The organism is Enterobacter sp. K510 (assembly GCF_055804875.1).
This window is the reverse complement of sequence record NZ_JBNRLQ010000002.1, coordinates 55,037-73,577: the sequence shown is the minus strand read 5'-3', so window position 1 is coordinate 73,577 and position 18,541 is coordinate 55,037. Positions and strand designations below refer to the sequence as shown.

Annotated in this window: 16 protein-coding genes; 9 read left to right on the top strand and 7 right to left on the bottom strand. The window is 56.4% G+C overall.

Translation table 11 applies throughout. The annotated features are described in order from the left end of the window. Positions 1-9 precede the first annotated feature (9 nt). Both ACQUTD_RS02855 and yieE read right to left on the bottom strand, forming a co-directional pair. A complete protein-coding gene (locus ACQUTD_RS02855; RefSeq protein ID WP_318372965.1) occupies positions 10-1,479 on the bottom strand; it encodes an amino acid permease in 1,470 nt (489 codons plus the stop codon). A gap of 159 nt (positions 1,480-1,638) precedes the next feature. Continuing rightward, positions 1,639-2,505 (bottom strand): DNA-binding transcriptional regulator YeiE, encoded by an 867-nt coding sequence (yieE, locus tag ACQUTD_RS02850; protein ID WP_473273628.1) that lies wholly within the window; start codon positions 2,503-2,505, stop codon positions 1,639-1,641. A 119-nt stretch (positions 2,506-2,624) separates the two neighbouring features. Here yieE and ACQUTD_RS02845 point away from each other — a divergent pair, with 119 nt between their 5' ends. Continuing rightward, a complete protein-coding gene (locus ACQUTD_RS02845; RefSeq protein ID WP_473273626.1) occupies positions 2,625-3,689 on the top strand; it encodes a YeiH family putative sulfate export transporter in 1,065 nt (354 codons plus the stop codon). Positions 3,690-3,748: 59 nt separating this feature from the next. Next, complete coding sequence (gene nfo, locus ACQUTD_RS02840; RefSeq protein ID WP_473273624.1) at positions 3,749-4,606, top strand: deoxyribonuclease IV; 858 nt, start codon at positions 3,749-3,751, stop codon at positions 4,604-4,606. Positions 4,607-4,693: 87 nt separating this feature from the next. On the opposite strand, the gene fruA is transcribed toward nfo, so the two are convergent. Genes fruA through fruB form a run of 3 tightly spaced genes read right to left on the bottom strand, consistent with a single transcriptional unit; the run spans position 4,694 to position 8,466 of the window. Beyond that, positions 4,694-6,382: a PTS fructose transporter subunit IIBC gene (fruA, locus tag ACQUTD_RS02835; RefSeq protein ID WP_473273621.1), complete on the bottom strand. Its 1,689-nt coding sequence runs from the start codon at positions 6,380-6,382 to the stop codon at positions 4,694-4,696. 15 nt (positions 6,383-6,397) lie between these two features. After that, positions 6,398-7,336, bottom strand: coding sequence for a 1-phosphofructokinase (gene fruK, locus ACQUTD_RS02830; RefSeq protein ID WP_072569143.1), 939 nt, complete (start codon positions 7,334-7,336; stop codon positions 6,398-6,400). After that, the gene (fruB, locus tag ACQUTD_RS02825) at positions 7,336-8,466 is read right to left on the bottom strand and encodes a fused PTS fructose transporter subunit IIA/HPr protein (RefSeq protein WP_473273618.1); all 1,131 of its coding nucleotides are present in this window, start codon (positions 8,464-8,466) and stop codon (positions 7,336-7,338) included. Before fruB ends, fruK begins: the two co-directional genes overlap by 1 nt. A gap of 368 nt (positions 8,467-8,834) precedes the next feature. Here fruB and setB point away from each other — a divergent pair, with 368 nt between their 5' ends. Continuing rightward, positions 8,835-10,016, top strand: a complete 1,182-nt coding sequence (setB, locus tag ACQUTD_RS02820) for a sugar efflux transporter SetB (RefSeq protein WP_318362856.1) — start codon at positions 8,835-8,837, stop codon at positions 10,014-10,016. Here setB and ACQUTD_RS02815 read toward each other — a convergent pair. Next, on the bottom strand, positions 10,013-10,267 hold the full coding sequence (locus ACQUTD_RS02815; RefSeq protein ID WP_473273943.1) for a YkgJ family cysteine cluster protein: 255 nt from the start codon (positions 10,265-10,267) through the stop codon (positions 10,013-10,015). The two genes, setB and ACQUTD_RS02815, sit on opposite strands and share 4 nt — an antisense overlap. A gap of 166 nt (positions 10,268-10,433) precedes the next feature. On the opposite strand from ACQUTD_RS02815, the gene yeiP reads away from it, so the two are divergent. Beyond that, the gene (gene yeiP / locus ACQUTD_RS02810; RefSeq protein WP_072569146.1) at positions 10,434-11,006 is read left to right on the top strand and encodes an elongation factor P-like protein YeiP; all 573 of its coding nucleotides are present in this window, start codon (positions 10,434-10,436) and stop codon (positions 11,004-11,006) included. A gap of 81 nt (positions 11,007-11,087) precedes the next feature. Here the strand turns inward: yeiP and uxuA are convergent, their stop codons facing one another. Then, a complete protein-coding gene (uxuA, locus tag ACQUTD_RS02805; protein WP_321987782.1) occupies positions 11,088-12,278 on the bottom strand; it encodes a mannonate dehydratase in 1,191 nt (396 codons plus the stop codon). A gap of 206 nt (positions 12,279-12,484) precedes the next feature. On the opposite strand from uxuA, the gene ACQUTD_RS02800 reads away from it, so the two are divergent. From ACQUTD_RS02800 to ACQUTD_RS02780, 5 genes are all read left to right on the top strand, one after another. Next, on the top strand, positions 12,485-13,951 hold the full coding sequence (locus ACQUTD_RS02800) for a fructuronate reductase (RefSeq protein ID WP_473273616.1): 1,467 nt from the start codon (positions 12,485-12,487) through the stop codon (positions 13,949-13,951). A 130-nt stretch (positions 13,952-14,081) separates the two neighbouring features. Next, complete coding sequence (locus ACQUTD_RS02795; RefSeq protein WP_318362854.1) at positions 14,082-15,068, top strand: CobW family GTP-binding protein; 987 nt, start codon at positions 14,082-14,084, stop codon at positions 15,066-15,068. Positions 15,069-15,102: 34 nt separating this feature from the next. Continuing rightward, positions 15,103-15,819 (top strand): phosphatase PAP2 family protein, encoded by a 717-nt coding sequence (locus ACQUTD_RS02790; RefSeq protein ID WP_473273613.1) that lies wholly within the window; start codon positions 15,103-15,105, stop codon positions 15,817-15,819. A gap of 416 nt (positions 15,820-16,235) precedes the next feature. Next, positions 16,236-16,802 carry a bifunctional murein DD-endopeptidase/murein LD-carboxypeptidase gene (gene mepS, locus ACQUTD_RS02785; RefSeq protein ID WP_072569151.1) on the top strand — a complete coding sequence of 189 codons (567 nt, stop codon included), beginning with the start codon at positions 16,236-16,238 and terminating at the stop codon, positions 16,800-16,802. A gap of 158 nt (positions 16,803-16,960) precedes the next feature. Then, positions 16,961-18,523 carry a cyclic di-GMP phosphodiesterase gene (locus ACQUTD_RS02780; RefSeq protein ID WP_473273611.1) on the top strand — a complete coding sequence of 521 codons (1,563 nt, stop codon included), beginning with the start codon at positions 16,961-16,963 and terminating at the stop codon, positions 18,521-18,523. Positions 18,524-18,541: the final 18 nt, after the last annotated feature.

Sequence of the window (18,541 nt, the reverse complement as noted above, 5' to 3'; positions counted from 1 at the left end):
TAACATCGATTACTTCTTAACGCGTTCCGGGAATTCCATCTCGCGATAGCTGACGAACTTAGTACCGCGACTCAGTTTGTAGCCAAACCAGATGATCAGGAACAGCGGAATACCGATATAGGTCGCCGCCACGCCGCCCCAGTCAATGGTATCTGACAGGAAGGCTTCGTAATTCTGACCGAGCGTGATGATAAGGCACAGCACAAAGGCGAAGATTGGCCCCAACGGGAAGAAACCGGAACGGTACGGCAGTTCGCTCAGATCGCGCCCCTGCACCTCATATCCACGACGGAAGCGGTAATGGCTGATGGCAATGCCGAGCCATGCGATAAAGCCGGTCATGCCAGAGGTGTTCAGCAGCCACAGGTAAACGGTCTGGTTACCAAACATGGAGGTCAGGAAACAGAGTCCGGCGATCACCGTAGTGGCATAGAGCGCATTACGCGGCACCCCGCCCTTCGACAGCTTGCTGAAAATGCGCGGCGCTTTGCCGTCACAGGCCAGGGTATAGAGCATACGGGTTGACGCGTACATGCCGGAGTTACCCGCCGACAGCACCGCCGTCAGGATCACCGCATTCATGATCGCCGCCGCCGACAGCAGGCCCGCATGCTGGAACACCAGGGTGAACGGGCTGACGCTGATGTCTTTCACATCGTTACGCAGCAGGCTCGGATCGGTGTACGGAATAATCAGGCTGATCACCAGAATGGCGAACACATAGAACAGCAGGATACGCCAGAACACCTGACGCACCGCGCGCGGGATGTTCTTCTCCGGATCTTCGGATTCACCGGCGGCAATGCCGATCAGTTCGGTGCCCTGGAAGGAGAAGCCGACGATCATCGCCACGCCAATCATGGCAGCGAAACCGCCCGCGAACGGCGCTTCGCCGATGCCCCAGTTGCTCCAGCCCGCAGGCTCTGCGCCCTGGAAGATACCGAAAATCATCATCACGCCGACGATAATAAAGATAATGACGGTGGTAACTTTGATTAAGGAGAACCAGTATTCGGCTTCGCCGAAACCTTTCACCGAGATCCAGTTGAGCAGGAAAATAACGCCGAGGAACAGCGCGCTCCAGATCCAGCCTGGCGTGTCCGGGAACCACCAGCTCATCACCAGCTGTGCCGCCACGAGATCCACGGCGATGGTCACCGCCCAGTTGTACCAGTAGTTCCAGCCCAGCGCGAAGCCAAAGCCTTCTTCGACGTATTTTTGGCCGTAGGTGGCAAAAGAGCCGGAAACCGGCATATAGGCTGCCAGCTCGCCCAGACTGGTCATCAGGAAGTAGACCATCAGACCAATCAAAATATAGGAGAACAGTGCGCCGCCCGGCCCTGCCTGGGAGATGGTCGCGCCTGATGCAACAAACAAGCCTGTGCCGATAGAACCGCCAATGGCGATCATCGTCAGGTGACGCGCCTTGAGTTCACGACGGAGCGTGGGCGCTTGTGTGGTTTTAGATTCGGAAACCATGGGAAAATGCTGTCCTTCCAAAAAATGAGGCCGGATTGTAGCAGACCAGACGGCATCCTTCCGGCAGAAATGCGCTGTTATAAGAGACCTTCATGACCGGCCCTGGATTATAAGTAAAGCAGTGGATGGGCCGCTTTTCGATAATAAAATGCAATGACGCTATTCACCGCAATAACGTAAAAACCGCTTCAGGGCGCTGGAGAGATGTTTTTGCCGGTGATGAATACGCCACAGCGTGCGCACCAGGCGCGGCAGCGGGATCGGCACTTCCACCAGCGAGCCGGATTCGAGCTGCTCGGCGATCACCCGCCGGGATAAACAGCTGATGCCCAGCCCGTGGCGCACCGCATGTTTAATGGCTTCGGAATTGCCCAGCTCCATCGCCAGCTGAAACTGCGGCAAATGTGACAGCAGCAGATAATCCACCAGCTCACGGGTGCCGGAGCCGCGTTCGCGCAGGATCCAGGGCGCGGCCGCCAGCTGTTCCAGCGTCACGTCATGTTTTAACAACGGCGATGATGGCGCGGCAAAGACCACCAGTTCGTCCTCAAGCCAGGGTTCGGCGATGATTTCCGCCGTGTGGCATGGGCCTTCGATAAGCCCAATATCCACGCGAAAATCCGCCACGGCGTTGATCACGTCCAGGCTGTTACCGACGCTCATCTCCAGCGGCAGATCGGGAAAATCGCGGCGATAGCGGGCGATCACTTCCGGGAGAATATAGTTGCCGATGGTGCTGCTGGCAGATACGCGGATCGCGCCGTTATCTTCGCGGAACAGCTGCTCGATCTCCGTGGCCTGCTCCAGCAGCGCCAGCGCGCGGGGATACAGCAGCCGCCCGTGTTCATTGACCACCAGGCGTTTGCCGACACGATCGAACAATTGCACGCCGAGTTGCCCTTCCAGGTCGCTTAACGCCGCGCTGACCGCCGACTGAGACAAGGCCAGCATTTGCGAGGCCTGCGTTGTCGATCCACTTTTCAGCACTTCCACAAATACGGCCAGCTGCCGCAACGTAATATGCATGATTCACCGCATCCGGTAAGGCGTTGCTTACCACTTATAAAGATTAATTATAAATATATAATCAATTTTATTTTTAAGCCAGCAGGCCTTACGCTTTGTCCACACAAAGGAGAGAGGTTATGACTGAGCTTACCTTACACACACATTCGTCTTTTCATCGTTACGCGCCCGGCCTTGCGCTCAGCGCGCTGGTCGCGGGCTTTGCCCTGTGGGCTGGCAGTATCCCGGCCATTGCCGGTGCCGGATTCAGCGCGCTGACGCTGGCGATCCTCGCCGGGATGGTTCTCGGCAACACGCTCTACCCGCAGGCCGCGCACCATTGTGATACCGGCGTGCTGTTCGCGAAACAGCATTTATTACGGCTGGGGATTATTTTGTACGGCTTCCGGCTGACCTTCTCGCAGATCGCCGATGTCGGCATCAGCGGGATCATCATTGACGCCCTCACCCTTTCCAGCACCTTCGCGCTGGCCTGTTTTCTGGGACAAAAAGTTTTCGGGCTGGATAAACAGACCAGCTGGCTTATAGGCGCGGGCAGCAGCATTTGCGGCGCGGCGGCGGTGCTGGCAACCGAACCGGTGGTAAAAGCGCAGGCCAGCAAAGTTACTGTTGCCGTGGCGACGGTGGTCATTTTCGGGACGCTGGCGATCTTCCTTTATCCGGCGATCTATCCGCTGCTGAGCACGGTTTTCAGCCCGGACGCCTACGGCGTTTATATGGGCTCGACCATACATGAAGTGGCGCAGGTGGTGGCTGCCGGTCATGCGGTTGGCCCGGAAGCCGAAAACGCTGCGGTGATCGCAAAAATGCTGCGCGTGATGATGCTGGCGCCCTTCCTGATCCTGCTGGCAATGCGCGTCAAACGCCTCGCGCCCACCGATAATGCTCAGCCCGGCAAGATCACCATCCCGTGGTTCGCCGTGCTGTTTATCGTGGTGGCGGGTTTTAACTCCTTCAATCTGTTGCCCGCCGCGCTGGTGCAGGCGCTAATCACGCTGGATACCGTACTGCTGGCCATGGCGATGGCGGCGCTCGGCCTGACCACCCACATCAGCGCCCTGAAAAGCGCCGGGGTGAAACCTCTGCTGATGGCGCTGGCGCTGTTTGTCTGGCTGATTGTCGGCGGCGGGATGATTAACCTGGCGGTGGAGGCAGTTTTATCCCCAGCCATAACCCCCATGTAAAATTCCTGTTAACCCGTTATCATAGCGTTTTTGCCCGGCCGGGTTTGCCAGGAGTTTTTATGAAATACATTGGAGCGCACGTCAGCGCCGCGGGCGGTGTCGCCAATGCCGCAATGCGCGCGGCGGAAATCGGGGCCACGGCCTTTGCTCTGTTCACCAAAAATCAGCGACAGTGGCGCGCCGCACCACTGACCAGCGACACTATTGATGACTTTAAAGCCGCCTGCGAAAAATACGGCTACACCTCAGCGCAGATCCTGCCGCACGACAGCTACCTGATCAATCTGGGGCATCCGGTGAGTGAAGCGCTGGAAAAATCCCGCGAGGCGTTTCTTGATGAAGTGACCCGCTGCCAGCAGCTCGGCCTGAGCCTGCTGAATTTTCACCCCGGCAGTCATCTGATGCAGATCCCGGAAGAGGAATGCCTGGCGCGCATCGCCGAGTCGATCAATATCGTGCTGGATAAAACCGAAGGCGTCACCGCGGTGATCGAAAACACCGCCGGTCAGGGCAGTAATCTGGGCTTTAAGTTTGAACATCTGGCGGCGATCATCGACGGCGTGGAAGATAAATCCCGCGTCGGCGTCTGTATTGATACCTGCCATGCCTTTGCCGCCGGTTACGATCTGCGAAGCTTTGCAGAGTGTGAAAAAACCTTCGCAGAATTTGAACGCATTGTCGGCTTTAAATATCTGCGCGGTATGCACCTGAACGATGCGAAAAGTGCGTTTGGCAGCCGCGTTGACCGCCACCACAGTCTCGGTGAGGGCAATATTGGCCATGATGCGTTTCGCTGGATCATGCAGGATACGCGTTTCGACGGCATCCCGATGGTGCTGGAAACCGTTAACCCTGATATCTGGGCGGAAGAGATCGCCTGGCTGAAAGCGCAGCAGTTTAGCGAAGTGACCGTATAAAAAAAGGACAGCCAGGGCTGTCCTTTTTGCACGCCTCTTCAGGGCGATGTAGGCCGGGTAAGCTTTGCGCCACCCGGCAACTCGTCCTCAGGCGACTTTCTCAGCCACTACCGTTTCCGGACGTTTCAGGAAGGCGTAAGCCAGACCAGCCAGCAGGGTACCGGCAATAATCGCCAGCAGATAACCCACTACCGGTGTGATTGCGCCGGGGATCAGCAGCACGAACAGACCACCGTGCGGCGCCATCAGCTTCGCGCCAACCGCCATCGAGATAGCGCCGGTCACCGCGCCGCCCACGATACAGCAGGGGATCACACGCATCGGGTCACGGGCCGCGAACGGGATCGCGCCTTCAGAGATAAAGCACAGACCGAGCACCAGCGCGGCTTTGCCCCCTTCCTGCTGACCTTTGTCGAACTTTTTACGGGCAATCAGGGTGGCCACACCCATCGCCAGCGGCGGCACCATACCGGCGGCCATAATGGCAGCCATAGGCGCGTAAGTCTGGGTACTCAGCAGGCCCACGCCAAAGGCGTATGCCGCTTTGTTCACCGGGCCGCCCATATCGGTACACATCATGCCGCCGAGGATAGCGCCCAGCAGAACCGCGTTAGCGGTGCCCATGGTTTGCAGCCAGTGGGTCAGACCCGTCAGGATGCCCGCGACCGGTTTGCCGATCAGGTAGATCATCGCCAGGCCAACCACCAGGCTTGAGAACAGCGGAATGATCAGGATCGGTTTCAGCGCTTCCATGCTCGGCGGCAGCTTCAGTTTCTGGCTGATGGCTTTCGCCACGTAACCGGCAATAAAGCCTGCGATAATACCGCCAATAAAGCCGGAGCCGGTGCTTACCGCCAGCATACCGCCGATCAGACCCGGCGTCAGGCCCGGACGGTCAGCAATGGAGAACGCAATGTAACCCGCCAGTACCGGCACCATCAGCGCGAAGGCTGAACCACCACCGATTTGCATCAGCGCGGCGGCAAGGGTATCCGGGGTTTTGAAGGCTTCAATACCAAACGCAAAGGAGAGCGCGATACACAGACCGCCCGCCACTACCATCGGCAGCATGTAGGACACGCCGGTCAGCAGGTGACGATAAGCACCGCCGCCCTCTTTCTTCCCTTCGCTTGCCGCCTGCGGTTTACCCGACGGTTGATACGGCTTCGCTTCCGCCTGAGCTTTATCCAGCTCCTGCGCGGTTTTCTTCAGCGCCAGACCGGTCGAGGTGCGGTACATCGGCTTACCAGCGAATTTCGCCAGATCCACTTCGATGTCGGCCGCCACGATCACCAGATCGGCTTCCGCCACTTCTTCCGGGGTGATGGCATTGCCTGCGCCCACGGAGCCGCGGGTTTCCACTTTCACCCACCAGCCGCGTTTTTTGGCTTCGGTTTCAATGGCTTCAGCCGCCATAAAGGTGTGCGCCACGCCCGTCGGGCAGGCGGTGACCGCCACGACGCGCTTCACGCCGCTGGTTGCAGCCGGTGCGGGTGCAGCCGCTGGCGCGCTGTACGGCGCGGCGTGGTTTTTGGCTTCACTTAAAAACAGCTCCGGGTGCGCCACGGCGCGATTAATATCGCCCAGCCACACTTTTTTGCCGTTCAGCGCGCTGTCGTCCGGCACGCGGGTTCCTAATACGATAGCCAGTTCTGCATCATGGGGATTGTCGATGATTTCGACATTGGCTTTTTGCGCCGCCACTCCCAACAAGGTTTTCGCCATGTAAGCGCGGGCCTGGCCGAGACTGGAGTCAATTATCAGCAGCGTTTTCATTATGCTCTCCTGCTGTTAGTTAAAGGGTTTTAAGTCAACGCGCGCCATCATCGCGGCCAACTGGGTACGGTCGGTAATGCCGACGTTGCTCTGGCTGACAGCCAGGGCGGCGACGGCGGTAGCAAGACGTAATGTATGCTCACTGGATTCACGCATCAGCAGGCCATAAATCAGGCCGCCAACCATTGAATCCCCTGCGCCAACGGTGCTGACCACTTCCATTGACGGCGGTTTGGCGATCCATTCGCCAGAGGCGTTAACCCACAACGCCCCTTCAGCGCCCAGAGAAATCACCACATGGGCGATGCCCTGCTCACGAAGTGCATGCGCCGCTTCGATAACATCTTTCAGTTCCGGTAATTTACGACCGGCCCAGATTTCCAGCTCGCGGCGGTTTGGTTTAACCAGCCATGGCGCGGCTTTAAGACCGGCGACCAGCGCTTCGCGGCTGCTGTCAAAAATGATGCACGGACACTGGCTGCGCAGGCGCGTCATCCAGTCGGTGAAGGCTTCCGGGCTGACGCCAGCGGGCAGGCTGCCGCTCACGCAAACCATGTCGAACTGGCCCAGCCAGCTCAGGGAATCCGCAACGAAACGCTCCCAGTCCGCCGGGGTAACATCAAAGCCGGAGAAGTTAAAGTCGGTCACTTCGCCGTCTTTTTCGGTCAGCTTGACGTTGATACGCGTACGGCCCTGCACCACCTGAAAACGGTTGGCGATACCTAATTCGCTGAACAACTGCTGAAAGCCGTCCTGGTTATCTTTACCGAGGAAGCCGCCAACGGTGACATCGATGCCGAGGTCTTTCAGCACTTTAGCCACGTTGATGCCTTTACCTGCCGCATGCAGACCGGTTGTCCGCACCAGGTTGACTTCGCCGCGCTCCACTTCCGGGGTGTAACCCACCAGATCGTAAGCCGGGTTAAGGGTGATAGTCGCAACACGTCTGCTCATTATGCGCCCTCCCCAAGACCAGCCGCGATGGCGTCGCCAATCGCTTTCAGCGCCTGTTCAGCATCTTCGCCCTGTGCGGTAAAGCGCAGGCGATGGCCTTTTTTCACGCCCAGCGCCACCACTTTCATCAGGCTGCGGCCATTGGCAGGTTTGCCGCTGCCGTCGAGGTTGGTGACGGTCACATCGCAGTTAAACTGCTTGATGGTGTTGACCAGCATGGTGCCCGGACGGGCATGCAGGCCGTGTTCGTTACGCACCACGAACTCCGCGCTCAGCACGTCTTCCGCCAGCGCGTCGTCGCTGGTCAGCAAGGCCAGCAGCGTGGCGGCATCCGCCGTCAGCAGACGGTCAGCTTTATTGTTCAGCAGCAGATCCGTCAGACGGTTGAGCACGGCGACCGGCTGGTCGTCGGTCATCGCCACACTGATCAACAACTGGGCGTTTTCACCGTCAACGGTAAAGGCGCTGGCGGCGCGGCTTACGGCAATAGCGCTGCCGAGGTTGCCTTCGGCGCTGTCGTTCAGCCATACACCCTGGCCGAGGTTCAGCGGTTTTTCATTAATGGCGCGGGTCACGAAAGCGGTGTCAACGGCACCCGCTTCTTTCAGACGTCCGGCGTTTACGGCCTGGAGCGTCACAATATCGCTGGCAGTAATGTCGAGCGTCAGCAAATCGTTATCCAGCTTCAGCGCTTCACTCTGTTTTTCACCCATCAGCAGGGCGCGCAGCTCTTCCGCCGTGGTGGCAGACTGCAACTGCGCCGCCACCGCATCGTCGCTTAACACGTGCGTCAGCTGACGCAGCAGGCCGAGGTGTTCGTCAGAACTGGCGGCGATGCCAATAGCGACGTAAGCCACCTGCCCTTCGCCCCACAGCACGCCCTGCGGGAACTGATAAACCTGAACGCCTGTTTTCAGCACCTGATCGCGGGTATCGGTCGTGCCGTGCGGAATGGCGATGCCATTGCCGAGGAAGGTGGAGGTTTGCTGCTCGCGGGCGAGCATACCGTTAACATAGCCATCAGCCACGTTGCCAGCCTGCACCAGGGCAGCGGCGATCTGACGGATAGCGTCTTCTTTACTGGTGGCCTGCTGGCCGGGATGAATATCCTGAACGGATAACTGGAACATAGATTTCCACTCCTGCTGAAGTTGAATCGTTTCAGCCTTCTGGTGAATTAACGCGCCAACCGGTAACGGGGAAGTTAAAGGATAGCGCTGAAACGTTTCAAGAAGTCTTGCTCTTTATCCGTCAGCACGCAAGAAATCTCGTCTTTCCGCTTAAAGAATTTAGATGTACAGCACATTTTTGCTGCGGCGCTGGTTTTTTGCTGATGCTGCTGACGCCGCCGCTGCGTCTGTTTCAGCAACTTCAGCCGTAATGAGAATTATTTTGAAATGCTATTTTGATTTTTTGTGGCACTTTTTCGTTAGCGTCTGTCTATTTTCTGAGTAGCGGCGTAAACTCCGCGTCTTCTTCAGAACGCAGAACCGAAAAGATGCACATTACCCCCGCAGCCGCCTCTCCCAAACCGTTTGACGTCACCTCCACGGCGTTTTTGATTGTGGCCTTTCTCACCGGCATTGCTGGTGCCCTGCAGACGCCGACGCTGAGCTTATTTCTGACTAACGAAGTGCATGCCCGCCCGGCGATGGTTGGCTTTTTCTTCACCGGCAGCGCGGTGATCGGCATTCTGGTCAGCCAGTTCCTTGCCGGGCGTTCGGATCGCAAAGGCGACCGTAAAAATCTCATCGTATTTTGCTGTCTGTTCGGGGTGCTGGCCTGTACGCTCTTTGCCTTTAACCGTAACTATTTCATTCTGTTGTTTATCGGCGTCTTCCTGAGCAGCTTTGGCTCAACCGCAAACCCGCAGATGTTCGCCCTTGCCCGTGAACATGCGGATCGCACCGGCCGCGAAGCGGTGATGTTCAGCTCGATCCTGCGCGCGCAGGTGTCGCTGGCCTGGGTGATCGGCCCGCCGCTGGCCTATGCGCTGGCGATGGGATTCGGCTTTACGATGATGTATCTGAGCGCGGCTATTGCCTTTGTGGTGTGCGGGATCATGGTGTGGTTTTTTCTGCCGACCATGCGCAAAGAGCCGGTGCTGGCGACCGGCGTGCTGGAAGCGCCGCGCACCAACAGACGCGATGCGCTGCTGCTGTTTGTCATCTGCACGCTGATGTGGGGCACCAACAGCCTCTATATCATTAATATGCCGCTGTTTATCATTAATGAGTTGCATCTGCCGGAAAAGCTGGCGGGTGTGATGATGGGTACCGCCGCCGGGCTTGAGATCCCGACCATGCTGATTGCGGGTTACTACGCTAAACGCTTCGGCAAGCGCTTTCTGATGCGCATCGCGGTGGTCGCCGGGCTGATTTTTTACGCCGGGATGCTGACCGTGCATACACCGGTATTGCTGCTTGCTTTACAGCTGCTGAACGCCATTTACATCGGTATTCTTGCCGGTATCGGCATGCTCTATTTTCAGGATCTGATGCCAGGCCAGGCGGGGGCCGCCACCACGCTTTATACTAATACCACCCGCGTCGGCTGGATCATCGCCGGGTCGCTGGCGGGCGTGGTGGCAGAATTCTGGAGCTATCACGCGGTATTCTGGTTTGCGCTGGTGATGATCGTCGCCACCATGGCGTGCCTGGCGCGCATAAAAGATGTTTAAGGCGCGGTCTGTCTTTCCAGATCGATAAGGTAAACCATCGCCTGCGAGCGCGTGCTGCCGCACATCTCGCGGGAGGGTTGCAGTCCGGCGCAGACTTTCGGGCGCAGCGGCGAGCGGAACAGCTTACAGCGCTGCTGCTCGTCAAGCTGAACACAGGGGGTATTGGCGGGTTTGCCGTCCGGCATACCGGGGATCGGGCTGCTGATGGATGGCGCGGTACAACAGGCTCCGCAATCGCTGCGACACTCCATAAACGGCTCTCTTTTGTCGGGGGTGATCGGGGTTGTCATCCCACGTTTGCGCACGCTATCACTTTTTGTGGTGAACATGCAAAACATGCTGATTCCCCTTGCCTGAAACGCCCCTCGCGAGTAATTTGTCGCGATATTTTTACCCTTTTCCCAAACAGGATTAATAATGCCAAGAGCGAATGAAATTAAAAAAGGTATGGTGCTGAATTACAACGGCAAACTGCTGATTGTGAAAAATATCGATATTCAGTCACCGAGCGCCCGTGGCGCAGCGACGCTGTATAAAATGCGTTTTTCTGACGTCCGTACCGGGATGAAAGTTGAAGAGCGTTTTAAAGGCGACGACATCGTGGATACCGTGACGCTGACCCGTCGTTTCGTTGACTTCTCTTATGTCGACGGCAACGAATACGTATTTATGGATAAAGAAGATTACACGCCGTATATCTTCACCAAAGAGCAGATCGAAGACGAACTGCAATTTATTCCGGAAGGCGGTATGCCGGACATGCAGGTGTTAACCTGGGATGGTCAGCTGCTGGCGCTGGAGCTGCCGCAGACGGTGGATCTGGAAATTGTGGAAACGGCACCGGGCATTAAAGGCGCTTCAGCCAGCTCCCGTACCAAGCCTGCCACCCTGAGCACAGGTCTGGTGATCCAGGTTCCGGAATACCTGACCACGGGCGAGAAGATCCGCATTCATATCGAAGAAAGCCGTTATATGGGCCGCGCGGATTAACAGCTATTAGCCGGGTGGCGCTGCGCTTACCCGGCCTACACGTAGGCCCGGCAAGCTTGCGCCGCCGGGCGTTCTGACAAGCTACAGCAGTTCCGGGAACAGCGTATGTTTCAGCGCCAGTTCCACGCCGCGTACTTCCGCCATCCCTTTCAGACGACCAATTGCCGAATAGCCAGGGTTGGTTTTCTTACGCAGATCGTCCAGCATCTGGTGCCCGTGATCGGGACGGAACGGGATCGGTCGTAAATCTCCGGCCTTCTTACGACGCAGTTCTTCAGTGAGGATCGCTTTCACCACCGCCACCATGTCAACGTCGCCCTGTAAATGCGCGGCTTCGTGGAAGGTTTTCGGGTTCGCCTCGCGGCAGGTGGAACGCAGATGCGTAAAGTGAATACGGTCGCCAAAGGTTTCCACCATCTTCACCAGATCGTTATCTGCCCGCACGCCGTAAGAGCCGGTGCACATGGTGAAGCCGTTGTGAATGCTGTCGACGCACATTTTCAGCCACTGCATATCTTCAATGGTGGAAACAATACGCGGCAGGCCAAGGATCGGGCGCGGCGGATCGTCCGGGTGAACGGCCAGACGCACGCCCACTTCTTCCGCCACCGGCACAATGGCTTTCAGGAACACGGCCATGTTTTCACGCAGCTGTTCTTTATTAATGCCATCGTATTCTGCCAGGCGCGCGCGGAACTGATCCAGCGTATAGCCCTCTTCCGCCCCCGGCAGACCGGCAATGATATTACGCGTCAGCTTTTCAATTTCCGCGTCGCTGGCGGCGTTAAAGAATTCCAGCGCCTGACGCTGCTCTTCTTCGGTATAGTCTGCCTGCGCCCCTTCGCGTTTCAGGATATGCAGCTCGAAAGCGGCAAAGGCAATCTGATCAAAACGCAGGGCCTTGGAGCCGTCCGGCAGCGTGTATTCCAGGTCGGTACGCGTCCAGTCGAGGATCGGCATAAAGTTGTAGCAGACGGTATCGATGCCACAGGCCGCCAGATTACGGATACTCTGCTGATAATTGGCAATCCAGGTTTTGTATTCGCCGCTGTGGGTTTTGATGTCTTCGTGTACCGGAATACTTTCCACTACCGACCAGGTAAGGCCTTTTTCAGCCAGCTGCGCCTGGCGCTGTTTGATTTCTTCCACCGGCCATACCTGACCGTTAGGAATATGATGCAGTGCGGTGACCACGCCGGTTGCGCCCGCCTGACGGACGTCATCAAGAGATACCGGATCGTTCGGTCCATACCAACGCCAGGTTTGTTCCATCGCCTAACCCTCTAAAAGTTGTTATACCAATACAGCCAAAGCCAATGACGACTACCATACATGTTTATTTCCGGCGATCAAACCCCACCGTATCCCAGATTGATCCAGCTCACATTCCCCGTAAAATTAAGGCATACCAATTCAATTTGCTGTCATATAACTTTACACTGCATCTTGTTAATTATTAGTTAATCAGGTGTTTATTAATGAAGACAATCGCCTTGCAAACGCTGCCGGAAAACGTCCGCTTACCGCAGTATGATCGCTCCCTGCTGCGCTCGCGCATCGTGCATTTCGGTTTTGGCGCTTTTCATCGCGCGCATCAGGCGCTGTTAACGGACCGGGTGCTGAACGCCCGGGGCGGCGATTGGGGGATCTGCGAAATCAGCCTGTTCAGCGGTGACCGGTTAATGACGCAATTGCGTGAGCAGGAGCACCTGTTCACCGTGCTGGAAAAAGGCGCGACGGGCAACGAGGCGATTATCGTCGGCGCGGTTCACGAATGCCTGAACGCCAAACTGGACTCCCTGCCCGCCATCATCGAAAAATTCTGCGAGCCGCAGGTGGCGATTGTGTCGCTGACCATCACGGAAAAAGGTTACTGCATCGATCCGGCGACCGGCAAACTGGATCTTAACCAGCCGCGTATCATGCACGATCTGCAAAATCCCGCCGAGCCGCACTCTGCGCCGGGTATTCTGGTGGAAGCGCTCGCCCGCCGTCGCGATCGCGGCCTTGCGCCTTTTACCGTCCTCTCCTGCGACAATATTCCCGACAACGGCCATGTGGTGAAAAACGCCGTGCTCGGCATGGCGCAGCAGCGCTCCGCTGAGCTGGCACAGTGGATCAACGACAAAGTGAGCTTCCCCGGCACCATGGTCGATCGCATCGTACCTGCGGCAACGGATGAATCGCTGGCGGAAATTACCCGCACGCTGGGGGTGGAAGATCCCTGTGCCATCAGCTGTGAGCCTTTTATTCAGTGGGTAGTCGAAGATAACTTTGTTGCCGGACGCCCGGCATGGGAAGTGGCTGGCGTGCAACTGGTGCAGGATGTGCTGCCCTGGGAGCAAATGAAGCTGCGTATGCTGAACGGCAGCCACTCTTTCCTTGCCTATCTGGGCTATCTGGCGGGTTTTGCCCATATCAGCGACTGCATGCAGGATGCGCATTTTCGCCGCGCCGCCCGCCGTCTGATGCTGGAAGAGCAGGCACCGACGCTGCGCATCACCGATGTGGATCTCACCGCTTACGCCGACAGCCTGATCGACCGTTTTGCCAACCCGGCGCTGCAACACCGGACCTGGCAGATCGCCATGGACGGCAGCCAGAAATTGCCGCAGCGTATGCTGGACGGGATCCGCGTGCATCTGCAACGCGGTACGCCCTGGCCGCTGCTGGCGCTGGGCGTCGCTGGCTGGATGCGCTATGTCAGCGGCGTTGACGATGCCGGGCAGGCGATTGATATTCGCGATCCGCTGGTGGAAAAATTCCGCGCCATCGTCGAAACCAGCGAGCCGGACGATCGCGTACCCGCCCTGCTGACGCTGACGGAAATCTTCGGCAGCGACCTCCCTGCCGATCCGGCGTTCGTCAATGCGATCCAGGCGGCCTGGCAGCAGATTGCTGATAAAGGCGCGCATCAGGCGGTGATTGACATGCTCGCTCATTAACAATTCCTGCCATTAAAGCGGACAGATAAGCCTTCTGTCCGCCCTTTCACTTCTCTTTTCCTTCTTTTTTCGCCAGGATTAGCATTATTGTTACTTAATAACAGTTAACAGATCTAATCATGGAGCTTATATGACCAGGACCAACCTGATCACCGGTTTTCTGGGTAGCGGTAAAACCACCTCTATTTTGCATCTGCTGGCGCAGAAGGATCCCGCCGAAAAATGGGCCGTGCTGGTGAATGAATTTGGTGAGGTCGGCATTGACGGCGCATTGCTGGCGGACAGCGGCGCGCTGTTAAAAGAGATCCCCGGCGGCTGTATGTGCTGCGTGAATGGTTTGCCAATGCAGGTGGGGCTGAATACCCTGCTGCGCCAGGGTAAGCCGGACCGTTTACTGATCGAGCCTACCGGCCTGGGCCATCCGAAGCAGATCCTCGATATGCTTACCGCCCCGGTTTATGAGCCGTGGATCGAATTACAGGCCACCCTCTGCCTGCTCGATCCGCGTCAGCTGCTGGATGAAAAGGCCGTGAATAATGAGAACTTCCGCGACCAGCTGGCGGCGGCAGATATTATCATCGCCAATAAAGCGGATCGCCGCACGCCGGAAAGCGAGCAGGCGCTGGCGCAGTGGTGGCAGCAGTACGGCGGCGATCGGGAGTTATTCACCGCCACCCAGGGAAATATCGACCCCGCCCTGCTGGATCGCCCGCGCCGCAACCAGCGTGAGCTGCCCGAAAGCGCCGCGCATCAGCATGGGCATGGCGATAAAAAAGGCCTTGCCGCGCTGAGTCTGCCGTCCCACCAGCGCTGGCGTCGCAGCCTCAACAGTGGGCAGGGCCATCAGGCCTGCGGCTGGATCTTTGATGCTGAAACCCGTTTCGACACCATTGGCCTGCTGGAGTGGGCGCGACTGGCGCCGGTGGATCGCGTAAAAGGCGTGATGCGCATTCCCGAAGGGCTGGTGCGTATTAATCGTCAGGGACAGGATTTGCGTATCGAAACGCAAAATGTATCGCCGCCGGACAGCCGTATTGAGCTGATCACCGCTGATGAAGCGGACTGGAATGCACTTCAGTCAACTTTGTTGAAGCTTCGTTTAGCCGACGAGAATTAACGTTACGGTTGATACCTTAGTTTCTGATGAATACATGAAAACGCGACTTCCCCTGATTTTACTGTTAAATGCCGCCGGTCTGGCGCTGTTTTTATCCTGGTACCTGCCGGTAAACCATGGCATGTGGTTTACCCTCGACTCGGCTATTTTTCATTTCTTTAATGAAAAGCTGACAGAAAGCCGTGCCTTTCTGTGGCTGGTCGCTGTCACCAACAACCGCGCCTTTGATGCCTGCTCCCTGCTGGCGATGGGCGCGCTGATGGTGAGCTTCTGGCGTAACGCCGATGCGGCGGGCCGTCGCCGCGTGGTGATGATAGGCCTGATGATGCTGCTCACCGCCGTGGTGATCAACCAGCTGGCGCAGGCGCTGTACCCGGTTAAACGCGCCAGCCCGTCGTTATTCTTTGAGCATGTCAACCGCGTCAGCGATTTGCTGAGCGTTATTCCTACTAAAGATGCCTCGAAAGACAGCTTCCCTGGGGATCACGGCATGATGCTGCTTATTTTTTCAGCAGTCATGTGGCGTTATTTTGGTAAAGGCGCCTTTGCCATTGCCCTGCTTATTGTGGTGGTTTTCGCGTTCCCGCGGGTAATGATAGGCGCGCACTGGTTTACTGATATTGTCGTCGGCTCCCTTTCTGCCGTGCTCATTGGCTTACCCTGGTTTTTGTTGACACCCCTTAGCGATAAAATCGTTTCACTGTTTGACTATTATTTGCCTTATAAAAACAAACAACTTTTAAACAAATAAATAACTTCTTTTTACCGCCATTGCAGGGATCGACAAGGATCCCTGCAAAATAAAGTTGGCTCTTTCTCCTTTCCGTCATACGCCTGTCACAAAATTTCTCCAGCTAAATGAGCGGCATGCATGGTTTTTAAGCTAAATTGCTTGCTTTTTGTACAAAGATTTATTTTCACTTTCGGTATCATAATTTCTTATAAAAAAACACATAAAAAGTCTCGCATTGCCTGGGGTGATAAGGTAATCTCGACTGCGTTTCGCCTCACAGACATAAAATATTCCCACTGTGAATAAATTTGTGCGTTAAACCACAGATTTGACCTGGAGGAATTGTGTCGTAGTGCGCAGGTAATTAATCTCGTCACGTTTGGCATTTATATAGCGATATTTATCGTTAAGGACTTCAAGGGAAAATAAACAACATGGTCAAATCTCAACCGTTTTTGAGATATCTCGGGCGGGCGATCCCCGCGTTAGCAGTAGCGGTACTGCTTTCAGCTTGTTCAACTAATACCGCAAAGAATATGCACCCTGAGACGCATGTTGTGGGCACCGAAGATGCCTCGTCACTGCAAGCCTCTCAGGATGAATTTGAGACGATGGTTCGTAATCTGGATGTTAAATCCCGCCTTATGGATCAATACGCAAGCTGGAAAGGCGTTCGTTACCGTCTTGGCGGCGATACCAAGAAAGGTATTGATTGCTCCGGTTTCGTACAGCGTACTTTCCGCGAACAGTTTGGTTTAGAACTGCCGCGTTCCACCTATGAACAGCAGGAAATGGGCAAATCCGTTTCACGCACCAGCTTACGCACCGGCGATCTGGTCCTGTTCAGAGCCGGTTCTACCGGACGTCACGTTGGTATTTATATTGGCAACAACCAGTTTGTCCATGCCTCTACCAGCAGCGGTGTCGTGATTTCAAGTATGGACGAGCCATACTGGAAAAAACGTTATAACGAAGCGCGTCGCGTTTTAGTCCGCAGTTAACGTATCGCCTGTTAGTTTCCCTTGACTGACATGACGACATAAAAAAGAAGCGCTGCTCCGGCAGTGCTTTTTTTTTGCCTGCTGACGGCTGAAGTCTTTCCAGGCTATAGTCTGACAATTCAAAGCGATCCTCTGTCTTATCTGGATACCGTACCCCTATGCCGATCCGCTTAACGCATGCCAGCCGCAAAATTCTGATCATCAGTATTCTGACAGGCATTCTGACGGGCATCGTGGCAGGAGGCCTGCAATTTAGTATTGCGCAACACCATCGTGAAATTCAGTTAGATCGTTTATTCAGCGATATTAAAGCTAACGTTGAACATTATTTTAGCGATCTGCATACCACCAGCGATTTACTGCAACCGTTAGCCTTAAGCCCCTGTGAAAAAGTCAGCAGCGAATTAACATCGCGGGCGGCATTTAGCGTGAACGTACGGGCGTTTTTACTGGTACGTAACCATAATGCGTTCTGCTCCTCCGCCACCGGCGCGATGGATGTGCCGCTGACCGATCTGATACCGGGTATAGATGTCAGCAAAAAGCTCGATATGGTGATCCTGCCCGGCACGCCGATGATGCCCGATACTCCCGCCATCGGCATCTGGTATCAAAGCCCGCTGCGGGATGAACACGGGGTTTTCGTCTCCGTTAACGTCAATCTCGCCCCTTCGTTGATCAACGCTTCCCTGCGGGATAATTATCAGGGCGTTGCGCTGGCGACAGGCGATAACGCCATCTCCACCTTTTCCGCCCGGCTGATTTCCCCGGGGGATGTCTCTGCGCAGTCGGTACGCCATGCGGCCATCGACAGCCTGCCGCTCACCCTCTGGCTGTATGCCGAACGCTGGACGCCGCAGGACATTCAGCTGGCGCTGCTGCCCGCGCTGATGGCGGGTCTGCTGGCGGGTTTACTCTGCGCCCTGTTGCTGCACCGGCGTCTGCGGCCGGGCAGAGAGATTTTGCAGGCTATTAAGAACGACCAATTTTATGTGGTGTATCAACCGGTGGTGGATGCGGGCACGCTGCGCGTCAGCGGCGCGGAAGTGTTGCTGCGCTGGAAGCATCCGACGAAGGGTGAGATCTCCCCGAATACCTTTATTCCCCTCGCTGAAGCGCAAAAACTGATGGTACCGCTGACGCAGCACCTGTTTCGGCTGATCGCCCGTGACGGCGCGGCTTTACAAAGCGTGCTCCCCGTGGGCGGCAAGCTCGGCATCAATATCGCCACCGGCCATCTGCATGCCGCCAGCTTCATTGAGGATCTTGACTGTCTGAAGGCCACCCTGCCCGCGCAGCATTTCAACATCGTACTGGAAATTACCGAGCGTCATATGCTTAAGCATGGCGAAGCGGCGACTCTGTTTAAGGCCCTGCATCAGAAAGGCTATGAAATTGCCATTGATGATTTCGGCACCGGCCACAGCGCGCTGATTTATCTGGAGCGTTTTACCCTGGATTACCTGAAAATCGATCGCGCCTTTGTGAGCGTCATTGATATGGAAACCGCCGCCTCGCCGGTGCTGGACACCGTGCTGCTGCTGGCGAAACGGCTGAACATGCAGACCGTTGCGGAAGGCGTGGAAACCGCTGACCAGGCCAGATGGCTGCGCGCCCGTGGGGTAAACTTTTTGCAGGGCTACTGGTTTTGCCGCCCGATGACGCTGGCCCAGCTGCAAAACTGGCAGCCACCGCCTTTTTCTGTTCAGCTTCAGGGGTGAAGCATTTACCATCCACCA